The sequence below is a fragment of the Lentzea sp. NPDC036955 genome (genome assembly GCF_055608005.1).
The window spans coordinates 479640-494970 of sequence record NZ_JBVJRC010000003.1; the positions used below are offsets into that span (position 1 = coordinate 479640).

General features: G+C 70.9%; 16 protein-coding genes. 5 read left to right on the top strand and 11 right to left on the bottom strand.

The window, feature by feature from the left end; all coding sequences use genetic code 11:
* Nucleotides 1-33: 33 nt before the first annotated feature.
* The 7 genes from asnB to ACZ7CF_RS11520 form a co-directional block, all read right to left on the bottom strand.
* Nucleotides 34-1968, bottom strand: a complete 1935-nt coding sequence (asnB, locus tag ACZ7CF_RS11490; protein WP_470369529.1) for an asparagine synthase (glutamine-hydrolyzing) — start codon at nucleotides 1966-1968, stop codon at nucleotides 34-36.
* A 186-nt stretch (nucleotides 1969-2154) separates the two neighbouring features.
* A complete protein-coding gene (gene pdxH / locus ACZ7CF_RS11495; protein ID WP_470369530.1) occupies nucleotides 2155-2811 on the bottom strand; it encodes a pyridoxamine 5'-phosphate oxidase in 657 nt (218 codons plus the stop codon).
* Between the two features lie 156 nt (nucleotides 2812-2967).
* Nucleotides 2968-3669, bottom strand: a complete 702-nt coding sequence (locus tag ACZ7CF_RS11500) for an urease accessory protein UreD (protein ID WP_470369531.1) — start codon at nucleotides 3667-3669, stop codon at nucleotides 2968-2970.
* Nucleotides 3666-4301, bottom strand: a complete 636-nt coding sequence (gene ureG, locus ACZ7CF_RS11505) for an urease accessory protein UreG (RefSeq protein WP_470369532.1) — start codon at nucleotides 4299-4301, stop codon at nucleotides 3666-3668. Before ureG ends, ACZ7CF_RS11500 begins: the two co-directional genes overlap by 4 nt.
* Entirely contained in the window at nucleotides 4291-4902 is a 612-nt protein-coding gene (locus ACZ7CF_RS11510) for an urease accessory protein UreF (protein WP_470369676.1), read from the bottom strand. Before ACZ7CF_RS11510 ends, ureG begins: the two co-directional genes overlap by 11 nt.
* On the bottom strand, nucleotides 4899-6578 hold the full coding sequence (locus ACZ7CF_RS11515) for an urease subunit alpha (protein WP_470369677.1): 1680 nt from the start codon (nucleotides 6576-6578) through the stop codon (nucleotides 4899-4901). Before ACZ7CF_RS11515 ends, ACZ7CF_RS11510 begins: the two co-directional genes overlap by 4 nt.
* Entirely contained in the window at nucleotides 6578-7177 is a 600-nt protein-coding gene (locus ACZ7CF_RS11520; RefSeq protein ID WP_470369533.1) for an urease subunit gamma, read from the bottom strand. The genes ACZ7CF_RS11515 and ACZ7CF_RS11520 overlap by 1 nt, the downstream gene beginning before the upstream one ends.
* A 196-nt stretch (nucleotides 7178-7373) precedes the next feature.
* Between ACZ7CF_RS11520 and ACZ7CF_RS11525 the strand changes: the two genes are divergently transcribed.
* From ACZ7CF_RS11525 to serC, 5 genes are all read left to right on the top strand, one after another.
* Nucleotides 7374-8198, top strand: coding sequence for an ABC transporter ATP-binding protein (locus tag ACZ7CF_RS11525; protein ID WP_470369534.1), 825 nt, complete (start codon nucleotides 7374-7376; stop codon nucleotides 8196-8198).
* On the top strand, nucleotides 8195-8992 hold the full coding sequence (locus ACZ7CF_RS11530) for an ABC transporter permease (protein WP_470369535.1): 798 nt from the start codon (nucleotides 8195-8197) through the stop codon (nucleotides 8990-8992). Before ACZ7CF_RS11525 ends, ACZ7CF_RS11530 begins: the two co-directional genes overlap by 4 nt.
* Nucleotides 8971-10026 carry a sensor histidine kinase gene (locus ACZ7CF_RS11535; protein ID WP_360385615.1) on the top strand — a complete coding sequence of 352 codons (1056 nt, stop codon included), beginning with the start codon at nucleotides 8971-8973 and terminating at the stop codon, nucleotides 10024-10026. Before ACZ7CF_RS11530 ends, ACZ7CF_RS11535 begins: the two co-directional genes overlap by 22 nt.
* Nucleotides 10023-10625, top strand: coding sequence for a response regulator transcription factor (locus ACZ7CF_RS11540; protein ID WP_360385613.1), 603 nt, complete (start codon nucleotides 10023-10025; stop codon nucleotides 10623-10625). The genes ACZ7CF_RS11535 and ACZ7CF_RS11540 overlap by 4 nt, the downstream gene beginning before the upstream one ends.
* A gap of 161 nt (nucleotides 10626-10786) precedes the next feature.
* On the top strand, nucleotides 10787-11914 hold the full coding sequence (gene serC / locus ACZ7CF_RS11545) for a phosphoserine transaminase (RefSeq protein WP_470369536.1): 1128 nt from the start codon (nucleotides 10787-10789) through the stop codon (nucleotides 11912-11914).
* 57 nt (nucleotides 11915-11971) lie between these two features.
* Here serC and ACZ7CF_RS11550 read toward each other — a convergent pair whose 3' ends face one another.
* From ACZ7CF_RS11550 to ACZ7CF_RS11565, 4 genes are read right to left on the bottom strand one after another with little or no spacing between them, the layout of a single operon-like run.
* The gene (locus ACZ7CF_RS11550) at nucleotides 11972-13084 is read right to left on the bottom strand and encodes an ABC transporter permease (protein WP_470369678.1); all 1113 of its coding nucleotides are present in this window, start codon (nucleotides 13082-13084) and stop codon (nucleotides 11972-11974) included.
* 29 nt (nucleotides 13085-13113) lie between these two features.
* Complete coding sequence (locus ACZ7CF_RS11555; protein WP_360385609.1) at nucleotides 13114-13764, bottom strand: ABC transporter ATP-binding protein; 651 nt, start codon at nucleotides 13762-13764, stop codon at nucleotides 13114-13116.
* Nucleotides 13761-14813: a peptidoglycan-binding protein gene (locus ACZ7CF_RS11560; protein ID WP_470369537.1), complete on the bottom strand. Its 1053-nt coding sequence runs from the start codon at nucleotides 14811-14813 to the stop codon at nucleotides 13761-13763. Before ACZ7CF_RS11560 ends, ACZ7CF_RS11555 begins: the two co-directional genes overlap by 4 nt.
* On the bottom strand, nucleotides 14810-15295 hold the full coding sequence (locus ACZ7CF_RS11565; protein ID WP_470369538.1) for a hypothetical protein: 486 nt from the start codon (nucleotides 15293-15295) through the stop codon (nucleotides 14810-14812). The genes ACZ7CF_RS11560 and ACZ7CF_RS11565 overlap by 4 nt, the downstream gene beginning before the upstream one ends.
* Between the last annotated feature and the right edge of the window lie 36 nt (nucleotides 15296-15331).

Consider the following 15331-nt stretch of genomic DNA (forward strand, 5'->3'; position numbering starts at 1 on the left):
GCACTTCACGTGAGGTGTCACCAAGACCACTCGTCAGAGGCGGACCGGGTACACCGGCTCCGGCACCTTCGGGCTGATCCGGCCCTCGACGAAGATCCCGTGCCAGATCATGAAGCACAGCACGGACCACAGCTGGCGCGACCGGTCGAACTGCTCCGACTTGTGCTCGGCGAGCAGGTCGAGCACGGCGTTCTTGTCGAGCAGGTGGCCGGTCTGCGAGTCGGCGATGATCCCACGCGCCCAGTCGTACATCTCGGCGCGCAGCCAGTGCCGGATCGGCACCGGGAAGCCCAGCTTCGGCCGGTTCAGCACGTGCGGAGGGATGATCTTGGCCAGCGCCTTGCGCAGCGCGTACTTGGTCGTGCCCTCGGTGAGCTTCTGCTCCAGCGGCACCTCGGCGGCCACCCGGAAGACCTCGGGGTCGAGGAACGGCACCCGCAGCTCGATCGAGTTGGCCATGGTCACCTTGTCGGCCTTGACGAGGATGTCGCCGCGCAGCCACGTGAACAGGTCGATGTGCTGCATGCGCGCGACCGGGTCCCAGCCCTCCGACTCGCGGTACCAGGGCGCGGTCACGTCCTGGAAGCCGACGCCCTCGACGTAGCCGGGGAACACGGCGCGGACCTGCGCGTCGCTGAAGTTGCGGGCGTTGCCGTAGTAGCGCTCCTCCAGCCGCAGCGAGCCGCGCCGCAGCAGGTCCTTGCCCCGCACACCCTCCGGAATGGACTTCGACACCGCGCCCATCAGCTTGCGCACACCGCCGGGCACCTTCTCGAACGGCGACAGCGACAGCGGCTCGTGGTAGATCACGTACCCGCCGAACAGCTCGTCCGCGCCCTCGCCGGACAGCACCGCCTTGACGTACTTGCGGGCCTCCCGCGCGATGAACCACAGCGGCACCAGCGCCGGGTCCGCGACCGGGTCGTCGAGGTACCAGAGGATCAGCGGCAGCTCGTTCATCATCTCGTCCGGCGACACCGTGCGGACCACGTGCCGCACGCCGATGGCCGCCGCCGTCTCGGCCGCGACGTCCACCTCCGAGTAGCCCTGGCGGTCGAAGCCGCTGGTGAACGCGATGAGGTTCGGGTTGTGCAGCTTCGCGAGCGTCGCCGTGGCCGTTGAGTCGATGCCGCCGGACAGGAACGCGCCGACCGTGACGTCCGGGTCGGAGATCATGTGCTTGGCCACCGAGTCGCGCATGACCTCGGCGATCCGCTCGTGCAGCGCCTCGGCCTCGTGCTCGCCGTTGACCGGCCGCGGCGCGAACACCGGCTTGAAGTACCGGTTGAACAGGACCGGCCCGCCCGGCGTGACGCGGAACGAGGTGCCGGACTCGACGCGGCGGATCGCCCTGTGCAGCGACTCGGGCTCCGGCACGTACTGCAGGACCAGGTAGTGCTGCAGCGCGGTCTGGTCGAGCTCCTGGCTGATGCCGAGGGTGCCGGTGAGCTGCAGCAGGCTCTTCTTCTCCGACGAGAACGCCACCCCGCCGGGCCCGGACGCCCAGTACAGCGGCTTGATGCCGAACGGGTCGCGCGCGCCGAAGACCACCCGCTCCTGCGCGTCCCAGATCATGAACGCGAACATGCCGCGCAGCCGCTTGACCGAGTCGGCGCCCAGGTAGTGGTAGGCGGCGACGATCGACTCGCCGTCGCCCTGGGTGCGGAACTGGGCGCCGAACCGCAGGGCCAGCTCGGCCCGCAGCTCCTTGTAGTTGTAGATCTCGCCGTTGAAGTTCAGCGTGTACCGCGCCGGGTTCTCCGGCGGGCCCCAGACCAGCGGCTGGTGCGAGTGGTCGAGGTCGATGAAGCCGAGCCGGTTGAACCCGTAGACGACCTCCGCGTCGGCCCAGGTGTCGCTCTCGTCAGGACCGCGGTGCCGCTGGCAGCGCAGTGCGGCGGCCACTGAGCCGCGCGCCGAGCCGGCGCCGGCTTCGGTGGGGCAGATGAGTCCGAGCACTCCGCACACGTGAAGTCACACCTCGTAGTTCGCTGTGGCTGAGCGCCCAGTATGCCGAGGGGTGGTTTGGGCGCTTAGGTCAGCCTGAGGACGTGTGAGGCCGCCACCAGGTTCCGCGACAGTGTGTCAAGGCCATGCGAAAGGGCGCCTCCCGCCCACAGGAGACGCCCCCTCGCGAAAGCCTCGCGCCGCGGACTACGGCGCTACTCGCTCGACCTGCCAGCCGTCGCGGCCCAGGCGGAACCGCAGCCGGTCGTGCATCCGGTCGCGGCGGCCCTGCCAGAACTCGACCTCCTCCGGCCGGACCCGCCAGCCGCCCCAGTGCGGGGGGACCGGGATCTGCTCGGTGTCGGCGAACTGCCGCTCGATCTTGTGCAGCGCCGAGTCCAAAGTGGAACGGCCGGCCACCACGCGCGACTGCGGCGAGGCCCAGGCACCGATCTGCGACCCGCGCGGCCGCGAGTTCCAGTACTCGGCGGTCTCGACGGGCCCGACCTTCTCGACCGTGCCGCGGACGTGCGCCTGGCGCTGCATCGCGAACCACGGGAACGTGGCGGAGGCGTAGCGGGTCGCCATCAGGTCGTGCGACTTGTTCGAGGTGTAGTTGGTGAAGAACACCACGCCGCGCTCGTCGAGGCCCTTGAGCAGCACCGTGCGCGAGGAGGGGCGGCCCTGGGTGTCGGTGGTCGCGAGGACCATGGCGTTCGGTTCCGCCAGACCGGCGCGGGAAGCCTGGTCGAGCCACAGCTGGAGCTGTTCGTGCCAGGTGGCGGCAAGCTCCGACTCGGCGAGCGAGCCCTGCTCATAAGACACGCGCATCGCGGGCAGAGCGATGTTCGTGGTCTCCGTCATCGGCGAACCTCCCAGCACAGCGCAGAACTCGTGGTCCTTGGACCCGCGACCATACGCACGGCGACCCGATCCCGAAACCGCCTGCGTGGTGATGACCACCACCTGAACAGTGACTGTCCGTGGTTTGAACGGATCTGGATCGAATACGTGATCGAGTCAGATGGCGTCGAGCACACGTGTGACGGTGACCACGTCTTCACCCAGTGCGGTGGCAAGGGATCCGCCCGCCGCCAACGGCACGACGTTCCACCACTCACCGCCGTCAGCGGGGCGCTCGACGGCGTCCAGGTGCACCTGGCTGCCCAGGACGCGCTTGCCGGCGAGCCCGGCCGCGGACGCGTCGACCGCCGGGTCGCCGACGACGAGCTGCTGGTGCAACAACGGCGTGCCGCACCGGGTCGCGCGCACCGACGTGGAGAGCACACCGGCTTTCTCGCCGACGCGGCCGAGCACCAGCACCTCGCGCAACGACAACACCGCGTGACCGTCCAATTCGGCCTCCACCACTGCGGTGTGACGCGCGCGGCCCGTCACGACCGTGGGCTCCGGCAGGTACCGGGCAGTGCCCTCGATCGTGAACCGCACGACCGAGGACGACTCCGCACCGGACGGGCCGGGCAGCGCCAGCGTCGCCGCCACGCCCCGCAGGTCCAGCGCGGCACCGGGACCGACCGCGACGTCCAGCTCCAGCGCGTCCCCGCCGAGCGGGGACGTCACGGAGCTGACGAGGTGCACCAGCGCGACCGGACCGGCGCGGCGGTGCGGCACCAGCGTCAGGGGCGCCTGGGAGCGCAGGACGCGCACGACGCTGTTGCCGTGCCGGTCGAGCTCGACGACCAACCGCGCGGACGCCCTCACAGCTGCGCCAGCACCCACTTCGCGACCTCGGGCGCGTCCGGTGTCTCCACCAGCGACTGCGCGATCACCGGCAGCTCGCCGCGCATCCGGTGCGCGTCGGAGGTCATCACGTCCAGGTCGGCGCCGACCAGCGGGGCGAGGTCGGTCTTGTTGATCACCAGCAGGTCGGCGGTCGTGACGCCGGGACCGCCCTTGCGCGGCACCTTGTCGCCGCCGGCCACGTCCACGACGAAGATCTGCCTGTCGACGAGGCCGCGGGAGAACACGGCGGTCAGGTTGTCGCCGCCGCTTTCGATGATCACCAGGTCGAGGCCGGTGAACCGGTGTTCCAGGCGTTCGACGGCGTCGAGGTTCGCGGTGATGTCGTCGCGGATCGCGGTGTGCGGACAGCACCCGGTCTGCACGGCCTCGATGCGCGCCGGGTCCAGCACGCCCGCGCGGCGCAGGAAGTCGGCGTCCTCGGTCGTGTAGATGTCGTTGGTGACCACCGCGAGCTCCAGCTGCGCGCCGAGAGCACGGCACAGCGCGGCGGTCAGCGCGGTCTTGCCGCTGCCGACGGGGCCGCCGATGCCGATGCGCGGCGCCTTGCCGTGGTGGTGGTCGTGCGGGTCAGGACCGTGGTCAGCTCCCAAAGAGACGCACCCCTTCACGTCGAACATGAGCTTCCGCCAAGAGGTCCAAGGCGGGTGAACCGAGCGCGGGCAGCTCCTTCGCGGCCCGCGCGGCGACCTCTTCCACCGGAAGCGCCGCCACGATCGCGTTGACCCCGAACGGGTCGAGTCCCAGCAGCCGCACCGCCGCGGACGCCGGTCCGCTGACGGCGAGGTAGGCGCAGGTCAGCGCGGCCTCGACCGGGTCGTCGACCAGCACGCCGATGACCAGCGGCTGGTGCGGGTCCGGCGGCAGGTCGCGCAGGCGCGCGGACGGCCACGCCCGCCGGGCCGCCCGCAGCATGCCGCGGCCCTGCGCCCGCGACGCCGCGCGCTGGGCGGGCGAGGGCGTGCGGGCGTCGAGCTCGGCGTCCAGCGTCGCGAGGTCCTCACCGCGGGCCGCGGCGGCGGCGAACCCGGCCGCGAGCAGCCCCGCGGTCTGCAACCGCCCGCGCAGGAACGACTCCAGCGACGGCTCGTCGTGCACGAGCCGCCGGGTGGCCGCCTCCTCCAGGCCACCGGAGTGCACGTGCCCGCCGCCGGGGAAGCGGGAGTCGGCGAGGATCAGCGCGGTCAGCATCAGAACAGGAAGTACCGCTGGGCCATCGGCAGCTCGGCGACCGGTGCCGGTTCCACCAGCTCGCCGTCCACGTGCACGGCGAAGCTGTCCGGGTCGACCCGCACGTCCGGCAGCGCGTCGTTCAGCACCATGTCCGCCTTGGACACCGAGCGGGTGTTCTCCACCGGCAGCACCCGCCGGGCGTACCGGTCGCCGATACCGGCCTCGACCGCCTCCGGTGCGACGAAGAAGACGCTCGACGCGGCACCGGCCGTGGCACCGAACATCGGCCGCGCCCACACCGGTTGCGGCGTCGGGATCGAGGCGTTCGCGTCACCCATGGCACCCCACGCGATGAAGCCGCCCTTCAGCACGACCGATGGCCGCACGCCGAAGAACTTCGGTTCCCACAGCACGAGGTCGGCGAGCTTGCCGGGTTCGACCGAGCCGACCTCGCCGGCGATGCCGTGCGCGATGGCCGGGTTGATCGTGTACTTCGCGACGTACCGCCGGGCCCGCAGGTTCGGGTCGAGGGTGTGGCGCTTCGACATCACGTGCGCGGTCTGCCAGGTGCGGATGACGACCTCGCCGACCCGGCCCATCGCCTGGGAGTCGGAGCTGATCATCGAAATGGCGCCCAGGTCGTGCAGCAGGTCCTCGGCGGCGATCGTGGTCGGGCGGATGCGCGACTCGGCGAACGCCAGGTCCTCGGGCACCGACGGGTTGAGGTGGTGGCAGACCATCAGCATGTCGAGGTGTTCTTCGAGCGTGTTGACGGTGTGCGGGCGGGTCGGGTTGGTCGACGACGGCAGCACGTTCGGCAGTGAGACGACCCGGATGATGTCCGGTGCGTGCCCGCCGCCCGCGCCCTCGGAGTGGTAGGCGTTGATCGACCTGCCACCGATGGCGTCCACTGTGGACTCCAGGAAGCCGGCCTCGTTCAACGTGTCGGTGTGGATGGCGACCTGGACGCCGGACTCGTCGGCGATGCGCAGGCACGCGTCGATCGCGGCGGGCGTGGTGCCCCAGTCCTCGTGCAGCTTGAACCCGCCCGCGCCACCGCGGAGCTGTTCGCGCAGAGCTTCCTCGGAGACCGTGTTCCCCTTGCCCAGCAACAAGACGTTGACCGGCATGTGGTCCATCGACGTCAGCATCCGGTCGAGGTACCAGGCGCCCGGCGTGACCGTGGTGGCCTTCGTGCCCTCCGCAGGGCCGGTGCCGCCGCCGACCAGCGTGGTCAGGCCGGACGCCAGCGCCTCGTCCACGACCTGCGGGCAGATGAAGTGCACGTGGCAGTCGATGCCGCCCGCGGTGAGGATCTTCCCGTTGCCGGACAGGATCTCCGTCGACGGGCCGATGACCAGGTCGGGGTGGACGCCGTCCATCGTGTCCGGGTTGCCCGCCTTGCCGATCGCGACGATCCGGCCGTCCCGCACGCCGACGTCGGCCTTGACCACACCCCAGTGGTCGAGCACCACGGCACCGGTGATCACCAGGTCCGGCGCGCCCTCGGCACGGGTGGCGATCCCCTGCCCCATCGACTCGCGGACCACCTTGCCGCCACCGAAGATCACCTCGTCGCCGGAGCCGGTGCCGCGGCTCAGATCCTCGGTGACCTCGATGAACAGGTCGGTGTCGGCCAGCCGGACCTTGTCGCCGACGGTCGGGCCGAGCAGCTCGGCGTAGCGCTCCCGGTCGATCACCGCTGCAACCCCCTGACGATCCGCAGGCCGGCCAGCGGAACGAGCGACACCTCGCGCTCGACGCCGGGTTCGAAGCGCGTCGCCGTGCCGGCCGGGATGTCCAGCCGGTAGCCGAAAGCGGCCTCCCGGTCGAACTCCAGCCCGGCGTTGACCGACGCGAAGTGGAAGTGCGAGCCGACCTGCACGGGCCGGTCGGCGGCGTTGACGACGGTGAGCGCGACCCGCGGCCGGCCGGGGTTGAGCTCGACCGGTTCGCTGCCGACGACGACCTCGCCCGGGGCGGGACCGGCGGACGGTGCGATCGGGTGGTGCACCGTGACGAGCTTCGTGCCGTCCGGGAACGTCGCCTCTACCTGCACCGAGTCGATCATCTCCGGCACCCCGCGCATGACCTGCTCCGGTGCGAGCACCGTGCGGCCGCTCTCCATCAGCTCGCTGACCGTCCGCCCGTCCCGCGCGCCCTCCAGCACGTGGTCGGTGATCAGCGCGACGGCCTCGGGGTAGTTCAGCAGCACTCCGCGTTCGAGCCTCCGCCGCGCCACGTCGGCAGCGACGTGCACGAGGAGCTTGTCCCGTTCATGCGGCGTCAGGTGCACAGCTTCGTTCTACCACTCGAAAGCCGTTTACCGCCCAGTGGAAACCTCGCCGAAACATGAACGCACGCGGGGAGCTTTCGTTCACCAGGAGCGCACGAAAGGGCCCCGCGTGCCGCCGTGTCCACCGACCGGTGGACAACCGGGGTCGGCGGGGCGGTCGTCCCGGAGAGGCACCCGTGCGCCGGAGGATTTGTGCATGAACGCGATTCGAGTGCGAGGGCTGGAGAAGGCCTACGGGGGGCACCGGGCGGTGGCCGGGGTGGACCTCGACGTCGCCCGCGGTGAGGTGTTCGCGGTCCTCGGGCCGAACGGGGCCGGCAAGACGACGACCGTGGAGATCCTGGAGGGCCACCGCGACCGGGACGCCGGGGAGGTGAGCGTGCTCGGCGGCGACCCGGCGAAGGCGGGGCGGGTGTGGCGCTCGAAGCTCGGCATCGTCCTGCAGAGCGCGAGCGACGCCGCGAACCTCACCGTCCGCGAGGCCGTGCGGCACTACGCCGGGTACTACGCGGACCCGCGTGACCCGGAGGAGGTCATCGACCTCGTCGGGCTCACCGAGAAGGCCAAGGCCCGCGCCGGCACGCTGTCGGGGGGTCAGCGGCGCCGGCTGGACGTGGCGCTCGGCATCATCGGGCGGCCGGAGCTCGTGTTCCTGGACGAGCCGACCACCGGGTTCGACCCGGAGGCGCGCCGCCAGTTCTGGGACCTGGTCCGGCTGCTGGCCGCCGAGGGCACCACGATCCTGCTGACCACGCACTACCTCGACGAGGCAGAGGCGCTCGCCGACCGCGTGGCCGTGCTCGCCGGCGGCCGGATCGTCGCCGAGGGCACGCCGCGGACGCTCGGCGGCCGCGCACACGCCGACGCCACCGTGCGGTGGCTGTCCGACAGCGGCTACACCGAGATCCGCACCTCCGAACCCACCAAGGCCGTCGCCGAGCTGTCCCGCCACGGCGAGCTCGCCGAACTCACCGTCACCCGGCCGTCGCTGGAGGACGTCTACCTGGAGCTGATCAAATGACCACCGCCGTGCTTCCCGGAACCCTGCGGCTCGGCCTCGCGAGGGGTGCGGCCGAGCTGAGGGACTTCTTCCGGCAGAAGGAGAACCTCATCTTCACGGTGTCGTTGCCGGCACTGCTGATGCTGCTGCTCGGCACCGTCTACGTGAAGGAACCGGCCGCCGCGCAGATGTTCGCCGCCAGCATGATCGGCGCGGGCATCATCTCGACCTCGTTCGTCGGGCTCGGCATGAGCGTCGTGGCCGACCGCGAGGACGGCACCCTCAAGCGCCTGCGCGGCACGCCGATGCCGTTCACGTCCTACTTCATCGGCAAGATCGTCCTGGTCTTCGTGACGAGCCTGTTCGAGGCGGTGCTGCTGGTCGCGGTGGGCGTGCTGCGGTTCGACCTGGAGCTGCCGGCGACCGCGGCGAAGTGGGGCACGTTCGCGTGGGTGTTCGTGCTCGGCGTCGTCTCGTGCTCGCTGATCGGTGTCGCGCTCAGCTCGATCGCGACCTCGACCCGCAGCGCGGCGGGCGTGCTGAACCTGCCCTACATCGTGCTGCAGTTCCTCAGCGGCGTGTTCATCATGCAGTCGGCGCTGCCAGAGTCGCTGCGCACGGTGGGGTCGTTCTTCCCGCTCAAGTGGGTGTGCCAGGGTTTCCGCTCGGTGTTCGCTCTGGACGAGAACTACGCGGTCATGGAGGCGGCGGGATCATGGGAGCTCGGCAGGACCGCCCTGGTGCTCGGGGCGTGGACGCTGGTGGGCCTGGTGGGGGTCAGCCGGACCTTCAGGTGGACGAACGGCAGTCGCTGATCACCTGGTACGTGCTCTTCGCGGTCACCCAGGCCACCGCGCTCGTCCTCATCCTGATCGACAACAACACCCTCGCCGACCGCCTGACGGCGGCGGGGTTGCTGGGACTGAACGCGCTGTGGTTCCTGTTCTACGGCCGCAAGCTGGTCCGGCGCGGGCACGAGGACTGGCACGGGTTCGTCTACGCCGCCGGCTCGCTCGCCACGTTCGCGCCGGCGGTGTGGTTCAGCGGCAACGCGACCTTCGCGCTGTTCGGCCTGGTGCCGCAGATCTACATGGTGCTGCCGACCGCGTGGGCGTTCCTGCCGATGGCGGTGTTCGTGTTCACGCCGCAGATCCTGACCTGGGCCGCGGGCGCCGTGCCCGCGCTGCCCTGGCCGGCCGCGCTGCTGATCATCGGCTTCTCGCAGGCCTTCGGGTGGGCGATCAGCCAGATCTCGCGGCAGAACGCGCAACGCGGTGAGCTGCTGCACCGCATCGAGGCGCTGACCATCGAGGCCGAGCGGGCCCGGTGGTCGGCGGAGATCCACGACACGCTGGCGCAGGGCTTCACGTCGATCATCACGCTGCTGCAGGGCGCGCAGCCGAACGTGGAGCTGGCACTGGCCACGGCACGGGAGAACCTGCGCGAGGCACGGGCACTGGTCGCCTCCACCGCACCGTCGCCTTTGGACGGTTCGTCACTGGAGGACGCGTTGCGGCGCCTGGTGACCGGTGCGGCGCTGCCGTCGGCGTTCCGGGTGATCGGCGACTCGGTCGCGCTGCCGACGTCGGTGGAGGTGGTGCTGCTGCGGACGGCCCAGGAGGCGCTGACCAACGTGCTGCGGCACTCCGGTGCGTCCCGGGTGGACGTCGTGCTGCGGTTCGACGCCGACGGCGTGTCGCTGGAGGTCCGCGACGACGGCCGCGGCTTCGGCGACGCACCGGAGGGCTTCGGCCTGCGGGGCATGCGCGCCCGGCTGGAGCAGGTGGGTGGCAGGCTGTCCCTGTCGTCGGACGAGGGGGCCTCGGTGCTCGTGGAGGTGCCGCTGTGATCAGGATACTGCTGGTGGACGACCACCCGGTGGTGCGGCAGGGCCTGCGCGGCATGCTCGTGGCCGCGGACCTGGAGGTGGTCGGTGAGGCCGGTTCCGGTGCCGAGGCGATCTCCCAGGCCGCGGCGCTGCTCCCGGACGTCGTGCTGATGGACCTGCGCATGCCGGAGATGGACGGTGTGGCCGCGACCGCCCGGATCGTCGGGACGGGCCCGCGCGTGCTCGTGCTGACCACCTACGAGACCGACTCGGACATCCTCCGCGCGGTGGAGGCGGGCGCGTCGGGCTACCTGCTGAAGGACTCGACGACCGAGGACCTGATCGCCGCCATCCGCGCCGCCGCGCGCGGGGAGACGGTGCTGGCGCCGTCGATGGTCGCCAAGGTCGTCGGCCAGGTCCGGACCCCGCCGCTGTCGGCGCGGGAGGCCGAGGTGCTGCGGCTGGTCGCGAAGGGCCTGTCGAACGTCGAGATCGGACGGGCGCTGTTCATCTCCGAGGCCACGGTCAAGACGCACCTGCTGCGCGTGTTCAACAAGCTCGGGGTGTCCGACCGGACCGCGGCGGTCACCACGGCGATGGAGCGCGGGATGCTGCGGTGACGCGCCGAGCTCCCCGGCCCCACCGCACGCCGGGCGGCTTCCGGCAGTGACCCAGGACACCCGCCTGTCACCTGCCGGCCACCGGCCTGCAACACTGTGAACTCCGGCAACGGCGCCGGTCAGGTCCGTTAGAAGACTCACCGCCCCGGAGGCGTGACCACATGACCCAGACCGCCGATCCGACCTCGTTGGTGCTGCCCGCCGACCTCAAGCCGTCCGACGGCCGCTTCGGCTGTGGACCGTCCAAGGTGCGCCCGGAGGCCGTGCAGGCCCTGGCCACCGAGGGTGCGGCCCTGCTCGGCACGTCGCACCGGCAGAAGCCCGTCAAGAACCTCGTGGGCCGGGTGCGGTCCGGTCTGCGCGAGCTGTTCGCGCTGCCCGACGGGTACGAGGTCGTGCTCGGCAACGGTGGCACGACGGCGTTCTGGGACGCGGCGTCCTTCGGACTGGTCCGCGAGACGGCGCAGCACTTCACCAACGGTGAGTTCTCGTCGAAGTTCGCGAAGGTCACGCAGACGGCGCCGTTCCTGAAGGACTCGCTCGTCACCAAGGCCGAGCCGGGCACGGCGCCGGAGCTGTTCTACGCCGAGGGCGCCGACCTGGTCGGCTGGGCGCAGAACGAGACCTCGACCGGTGTGGCCATGCCCGTCACCCGCATCGAGGGCTCCGAGCAGGCGCTGATCGCCATCGACGCCACGTCGGGCGCGGGTGGCCTGCCGGTCAAGGCCGAGGACTTCGACGTCTACTACTTCGCGCCGCAGAAGTCCTTCGCGAGCGACGGCGGGCTGTGGCTCGCGCTGATGTCGCCGAAGGCCCTGGAGCGCGTCGAGGAGCTCAAGGACCGCTGGGTGCCGGAGTTCCTGTCGCTGCCGACCGCGCTCGACAACTCCACGAAGGACCAGACGTACAACACGCCGTCGGTGGCCACGCTGTTCCTGCTGGCGCACCAGATCGACTGGATCAACGGCAACGGCGGCCTCGACTGGGCCGTCGCGCGCACCAAGGACTCGTCGGACCGGCTCTACTCGTGGGCCGAGAAGACCGCGTACACCGCGCCGTACGTGGAGAAGGCCGCTGACCGCTCGCAGGTCGTCGGCACGATCAACTTCTCCGACGACGTCGACGCCGCCACCGTGGCGAAGGTGTTGCGCGCCAACGGGATCGTGGACGTGGAGCCGTACCGCAAGCTCGGCAAGAACCAGCTGCGGGTGGCGATGTTCCCGGCCATCGAGCCGAGCGATGTCACGACCCTGACCCAGGCGATCGACTGGGTCGTCGGCCAGCTCTGACAGCGCACGCGGGGAGCTTTCGTACTCTCGGAGAGTACGAAAGGTCCCCGCGTGCGTTCAGGCGAGGGCCTCGGTGGGGGATTGGCGGGCGGCTCGCACCGCCGGGTAGAGCCCGGAGATCGCGCCGATGAGGATCGCGGCGCCCACTCCCCCGAGCAGGGCGGGCCACGGCAGTGCCGCCGGCCACCGCTGGCTGATCGAGTACCCGGCCGTGACCGCGACACCCACGATCACGCCGACCAGCCCGCCGAGCCCGGACAGCAGCACCGACTCGGTGAGGAACTGCCACCGGATCTGCCGCCGGGTCGCCCCGAGCGCCCGCCGCAGCCCGATCTCCCTGCGCCGTTCCAGCACCGAGATCACCATCGTGTTCGCCACGCCGACACCGCCGACGAGCAGCGCGACCCCGCCCAGGCCGAGGAACAGGGCGTTGTAGGAGCTCTCCGCGAGCTTCTGCGCTTCCAGCGCCTCCGAGGGCCGCGACACCTTGACCTCGTTGGCCTGCTTCGGGTTCAGCGTCGGGCCGAGCAGCCTGCGGACGTCGTCCACCTGGTCGGGCGTGGTGCGCACGTAGACCGTGCCGGCGTTGCCCTCGAACCCGAACGCCTCCTTGGCCGCCTCCCAGCCGATCAGCGCCGAACGGTCGATCTCCGGCGAGAGCGGCAGCGGGCCGAGAATGCCGACCACGGTGAACCACTGGCCGTCGATCCACAGCTGCACACCGGGCTCCTGCACGCCCAGGCGCGCGGCCGCGGTGCCCCCGAGCACCACCGACTTCTCCCCCGGCGACAGCCACCGGCCGGCGCGGACCTCGGCGTGCAGCACCGCGAGCAGGTCCTGTTCGGCGGCCTGCACCTGCAACCCGAGCGTGTCGCTGGCGGGCACCAGGTCGTTCTTGCGGACGCTCGCGGAGATCTTGCCCGTCGCGCTCGCCGCCGACACCGCGCCGATCCGCCTGGCCATCGGCACCGCGGTCTCCGGCAGCTTCGCGTCCTGGCCGAAGAAGTCCTGGCCGGGTGCGGCGGTGAGCAGGTTGGTGCCCAGCCTGGACATCTCCTCCCGCAACGCGGCGGCGCTGGAGGCGGGGATGCCGACGACCGCGACGACGGCGGCGATGCCGATCGCGATGCCCAGTGCCGACAGCACGGCGCGGACCGGGCGGGTCCTCATGCCGAAGAACCCGAGGCGCAGCAGGTCGATCACACGACCACCCCGTCGCGGACCTCGACCCGGCGCGGTGCCCACGCCGCGATGTCCCGGTCGTGGGTGATCATCACGATCGTCGTGCCGTCGGAGTTGAGGCTGTCCAGCAGCTCCAGCACGCCCGCGCCGTTCTTCGTGTCCAGGTTGCCGGTCGGTTCGTCGGCCAGCAGGATTCTCGGCGTGTTCACCACGGCCCGCGCGATCGCGACCCGCTGGCGTTCACCACCGGAGAGCTCGTGCGGCTTGTGCAGCGCCCGGTGGATCAGCCCGACCCGGTCCAGTGCGGACATCGCCATCGAACGCCGCTTCGAGCGCGGCACGCCGGCGTAGACGAGCCCGGAGGCCACGTTCTCGATGGCGGACAAGCCGTCCGTGAGGAAGAACTGCTGGAACACGAACCCGATCGTGCGGGCCCGCAGCGCCGAGAGCGCGTTGTCCGACAACGACGAGATGTCGTGGCCGTCGATCTCGACCCGGCCCGTCGTGGGCTTGTCGAGCGTGCCCATCAGGTGCAGCAGCGTCGACTTCCCCGAACCGGACGGTCCCACGATGGCGAGCATCTCCCCGCCCCCGACGGTCAGGGAGACGTCGCGCAGCGCCTGCACGCCACCGGGATAGGTGCGGCTCGCGCGGTCGACGGTGATCACTCGGTGGTCACCACCTTCACACCCTCGCGCAGGCCGTCGCCCTGGACCTCGACCTGGCCCTTGGCGAAGATGCCGACGGTGACCGGGATGGTCCTGCCGTCGTCGGTGACGACGCCGTAGCCGCCCTCGGCCGACGCGAGCAGCGCGCCGATCGGCACCGCCAGGACGTCCTGCTTCTTCGCCACGGTGAACAGCGCCGTGACGTTGGCGGTCTCGACGCCTTCCGCGGCAGCGGGGTCGTCGACGGAGATCGTCAGCACGATCTTGGCCTTCTGACCCTGGTTGGGGTCGCCCGCCGTGCGGGTGATGCCGGTGATCGTGCCGGTGGTGGGCTTGCCGCCGGTGATCGACAGCTCGACCTTCTCGCCCTGCTTGGCGAGGCGCTGCTTGGCCGTGTCCAGCTCGACGGTGACCGCGCGTTCGGTGCCGGTGACCTTCATCAGGTCACCGCCGGCGGGGGCGCCGAGCTGGGCGGTCAGGGCCGCGACCCGGATGGCGCCCGGCTGGACGACGACGTCGCCGGTGCCGAGCTTCCCGGTCTGCTCCAGGCCGTTGGCCTTCTGCCACTTCTTCAACGCCGTGGCGGTGTAGTAGGTGAACTTCTCATCCGGAGTGCCGAAGTCCTTGTACCCCAACGCGGCGAGGTTCTCCTCCACCACCTTGACGTCGGGTCCGTTCGACATGCCCTGTTCGAGGTCGCGGTAGAGCGGCAGCGAACCGTAGAACAGCGGCACCGGCTTGGCGTCCGCGTGGAACACCGGCTTGCCCTGCTCGATGACGGCACCCTGGTTCGGCAGCCCGGTGACGGTGCCGCCCTTCCGGCTCGCCAGACCGCGCTCGGCACCGAAGCCGAGCTGGCCGGTCAGCTGCTGCTGGTCGGCGAGGTTCGTCCGCTTCACCGGCACCGTCTTCGCCGGGTCGTTCCGCAGCGGTGCGGCGTTGGCCTGATCGGCCGCGACCCTCGTGAGGACCACGACCCCGCCGGTGCCGAGCACCACCGCGGCGACGAGCGCGGCGACGACGACCTTCCTGTTGACGCGGCGGGTCATCCGACGGGCCTCGCCGCGACCATGCCCTCACCGAGGCCGCAGTCCTTCATGTCCTGCTCGACCTTGTCGTTCTCCAGATCGGGGAGCTCGATCGTGTCGGTGGGGCCGCCGCCCTCGAACTGCGGGTCCGGCCAGTTGTAGCCCCTGTCGCGCATGCACTTCGCCTGCTGGCGCAGCTTGTCCTGCTCCTCGGGCGACGGCGGCTTGAGCTCGCCGCCGTTGGGCAGGTGCTGCTTGCAGGCCTCGTGGGCGGTCTTCATCTTGTCCTGGTCGAGTGCGACGCCGTCCTCGCCGCCGATCGCGATGCCGACGCGGCCGTCGTCCTGCGGGTCCGGCATGTTGATGCCGTTCTCCCGCATGCACTGGGCGAACTCGACCATGTCGCCCCTCTTCTGGTCGTTCTGGGCGGCCGGTTGTTCTTCCGTCCCGCAGGCGCTCAACGCGAGGAGCAGCCCCAGCAGCACAGCGGTGGTGGTCTTCATGGCGACAGGTCTACGGAGGACGTCATTCGACGGCGT

Coding starts and splice junctions, on each gene's coding strand:
- pdxH (WP_470369530.1), bottom strand. CDS start 2,811: ATGACGGAGACCACGAACATCGCTCTGCCCGCGATGCGCGTGTCTTAT.
- ACZ7CF_RS11525 (WP_470369534.1), top strand. CDS start 7,374: ATGAACGCGATTCGAGTGCGAGGGCTGGAGAAGGCCTACGGGGGGCAC.
- ACZ7CF_RS11530 (WP_470369535.1), top strand. CDS start 8,195: ATGACCACCGCCGTGCTTCCCGGAACCCTGCGGCTCGGCCTCGCGAGG.
- serC (WP_470369536.1), top strand. CDS start 10,787: ATGACCCAGACCGCCGATCCGACCTCGTTGGTGCTGCCCGCCGACCTC.
- ACZ7CF_RS11550 (WP_470369678.1), bottom strand. CDS start 13,084: ATGAGGACCCGCCCGGTCCGCGCCGTGCTGTCGGCACTGGGCATCGCG.
- ACZ7CF_RS11560 (WP_470369537.1), bottom strand. CDS start 14,813: ATGACCCGCCGCGTCAACAGGAAGGTCGTCGTCGCCGCGCTCGTCGCC.
- ACZ7CF_RS11565 (WP_470369538.1), bottom strand. CDS start 15,295: ATGAAGACCACCACCGCTGTGCTGCTGGGGCTGCTCCTCGCGTTGAGC.